At 37.3% G+C, this 3540-nt stretch carries 2 protein-coding genes and 1 pseudogene; all 3 read left to right on the top strand.

Annotation, left to right across the window (positions count from 1 at the left end; genetic code table 11):
• Positions 1–1821 (top strand): annotated as a pseudogene (gene ileS / locus A194_RS18840) (isoleucine--tRNA ligase); the annotation flags it as partial.
• Between the two features lie 399 nt (positions 1822–2220).
• On the top strand, positions 2221–2697 hold the full coding sequence (gene lspA, locus A194_RS0115415) for a signal peptidase II (RefSeq protein ID WP_017187691.1): 477 nt from the start codon (positions 2221–2223) through the stop codon (positions 2695–2697).
• Positions 2687–3540: RluA family pseudouridine synthase (locus A194_RS0115410; RefSeq protein ID WP_017187690.1), on the top strand; the 854-nt coding region annotated here is incomplete at its 3' end. The genes lspA and A194_RS0115410, both read left to right, overlap by 11 nt.

Below are 3540 nucleotides of genomic sequence, written 5' to 3'. Positions count from 1 at the left end.
TTTAGGTGATCATGTTACAACTGAATCAGGTACTGGTTGTGTACACACAGCCCCTGGCCACGGAGAAGATGACTTTTGGATCGGTAAACAATATGACTTAGATGTGCTATGCCCAGTTGATGAGAAAGGTGTGTTCACTAGTGAAGCACCAGGCTTTGAAGGTGAATTTTATGATAAAGCTAACAAAGCGATTACCGAGAAGTTAGAAGAATCTGGTGCATTATTAAAACTAGAATTCATGACACACTCATATCCACATGATTGGCGTACGAAAAAGCCGACTATTTTCCGTGCGACTTCACAATGGTTTGCATCAGTTAGTGATTTCCGCGATGACTTGTTACAGGCAATTAAAGATGTTGATTGGCACCCAGACTGGGGTGAGACAAGAATGCACAACATGGTTAAGGACCGTGAAGATTGGTGTATTTCTCGTCAACGTGTATGGGGTGTACCAATTCCTGTATTCTACGCTGAAAATGGTGAAGAGATTATTACAGATGAAACAATTGAACACGTTTCGAACTTGTTCCGTGAGCATGGTTCAAATATTTGGTTTGAAAAAGAAGCTAATGAATTATTGCCAGAAGGATTTACTCATTCAGGTAGTCCAAATGGTCAATTTACGAAAGAAACGGACATTATGGATGTTTGGTTCGACTCTGGTTCTACTCACCAAGCGGTTTTAGAAGAGCGCGAAGACTTAGCACGTCCGGCTGATTTATACTTAGAAGGTTCAGACCAATATCGTGGTTGGTTTAACTCTTCTTTAACGACTTCTGTTGCTGTTACAGGTAAAGCACCATATAAAGGTATTTTAAGTCACGGCTTTACTCTAGATGGAGATGGTCGTAAGATGAGTAAGTCATTAGGGAATGTAATGGTACCTTCAAAAGTAATGAAACAGTTAGGTGCAGATATTTTACGCTTATGGGTAGCAAGCACTGATTACGGTGCTGACGTTCGTGTATCAAATGAAATTTTAAAACAAGTTTCTGAAGTTTACCGTAAAATTAGAAATACGATGCGTTTCTTATTAGGTAATTTACACGATTTCGAACCTAGCACACATAAGCTAGCGGAGAGTGATTTAGAAGAAGTTGATCGTTATATGTTAATCCGTTTGCAAGAAACAGTTGCAAAAGTTCGTAAAGCATATGATAACTATGAATTCTCAACAATTTATCATACGATTAATAACTTCTGTACGGTGGATTTAAGTGCTTTCTACTTAGATTTCGCTAAAGATGTATTATACATTGAAGAACCTGATAGTAAGCGCCGTCGTAGTATCCAAACGGTTTATCATGAAATCGTAGTTAGCTTAACACAATTATTATCTCCAATTTTATCTCACACGTCAGATGAAATTTGGAATTATATCCCTGGTGTAGAAGCTGAAAGTGTTCAGTTAACGGATCTACCTGAGGTAGAACAGTTGAAGGTGAAGAAGAAACAAAGGCTAAATGGCAACAGTTAATGGCTATTCGTGAGGACGTTTTAAAAGCTTTAGAGGAAGCACGTATTGACAAAGTGATCGGTAAATCACTAGAGGCTAAAGTGACGATTGTACCGAAAGATGAGTCAACGTTAGATTTACTTGAGTCAGTAGAAAACCTTCACCAATATTTAATCGTTTCAGAAGCTGAATTAACGAATGATCATGAGACAGCAAAAGTCTTTGAAAATGTATCTGTCGCTGTTGAAAAGCACACTGGCGAAAAGTGTCAACGTTGTTGGGTAGCTTCACATTCAGTAGGTGCTGACAATTCACATCCAGACTTATGTGAACGTTGTGCAAACATCGTTGTACAACTATAGAAGGCATACAACTTTTCACAGAAGTTGGGACAGTACTATTGTTAATACAAAACCCGAACGAAATCATATTTTGACTTCGTTCGGGTTTATCTTTTACCACCGCTCCATCAAAATGCTCCGCTTTTACCCACTTGTGCCCTGTGGGTAAAAGCGTCCACCGAGAGCGGATCACCTGATACCAACGGTTCAAGTAAAAGACACTCAACTCTTTTAAGTGAAAAAATGTACAGTTAACCCAACAAATTTAGGAACAATCCATGGTAAAAATTAAGCGACTTCACTTAATAGGGACCCTAACATTTGAGTTAGAGCCTGATTTAAAGTACATATTTTAAATCGTCTTTATTTTCTTTTTATGGTAAAATGCAATAGGAACGTTAAAGAGATGGAGGTAGCCCATTGAATTATTATATTATCGCTCTATTAATTGTAGCTTTAGATCAAATTACAAAATGGATGATCATCAAAGCGATGAACGTGCATGAATCGATCGAAGTGATTTCAGGATTCTTTTACATAACATCACACCGTAATAGCGGAGCAGCTTGGGGAATGTTACAAGGACAAATGTGGTTATTTTATATGGTGACAGTATTCGTTATTGGTGTCATTGTTTATTACATGAGACAATATCGAAATGGTTATAAACTACTAAACACAGGCTTCGCACTCATATTAGGCGGTGCAATTGGAAACTTTATAGATCGAGTTGTAATGAAAGAAGTAGTTGATTTTCTAGACTTCACAATATTTAACTATAATTTCCCGATTTTTAACGTTGCAGACGTAGCGTTAACAATTGGTGTATCGATTATTATTATTTTAATATTGTTTGATGAATGGAATAACAAAAGGATGAGAAGCGATGACAAATAGACAACAAGTGACAATTGATGAAACATATCAGAATAAACGTATTGACCAAGTACTATCTCAACTGAACGATGAAGCATCACGTAGCCAAGTTCAAACTTGGATCCAAAATGGATATGTAACAGTCAATGATCAGCACGTTAAAAATAATTATAAATGTCAACTAGGTGATGAATTAACGTGGGAAATCCCTCAACCAAAAGAGATGACGATTGAGCCTGAGAACATTCCTTTAGATATACGATATGAAGATGAGCATATTTTAGTTGTCAATAAAGAAAAAGGTATGGTTGTACACCCTGGCCATGGCCATGAAAGTGGGACACTCGTCCACGCTTTATTACATCATTGTGATGATCTATCTGGTATTAATGGTGTTTACCGACCAGGTATTGTTCACCGAATAGATAAAGATACGAGTGGTTTATTAGTTGTCGCTAAACATGACCAAGCTCACGAAAAGTTATCAGAGCAGCTACAAAATAAAGAAATTAAAAGGCAGTACGAAGCATTAGTTCATGGCGTTATTTCACATGAATTAGGCACAATTGATGCACCAATTGGTCGTGATCAAAATGACCGTCAAAAAATGGCAATCGTCGATGAAGGTAAACATGCGGTTACGCATTTTTCAGTTGTCGATAAATACGAAAGCTTCACTCGTGTTGTATGCGAACTAGAAACAGGTAGAACGCATCAAATTCGTGTTCATTTTAAATACATCGATCACCCGTTAGTAGGTGATCCGAAATATGGTCAAAGAAAAACATTGGATGTTCAAGGTCAGGCTTTACATGCTAAAAAATTAGAATTTACACATCCAATTACAGGTGAAACAGTAACTGT

Origin of the sequence: Alkalibacillus haloalkaliphilus C5 (assembly GCF_000269905.1) — a bacterium.
Lineage (GTDB): Bacteria > Bacillota > Bacilli > Bacillales > Alkalibacillaceae > Alkalibacillus > Alkalibacillus haloalkaliphilus_A.
This window is presented reverse-complemented; position numbering and strand designations above follow the sequence as displayed.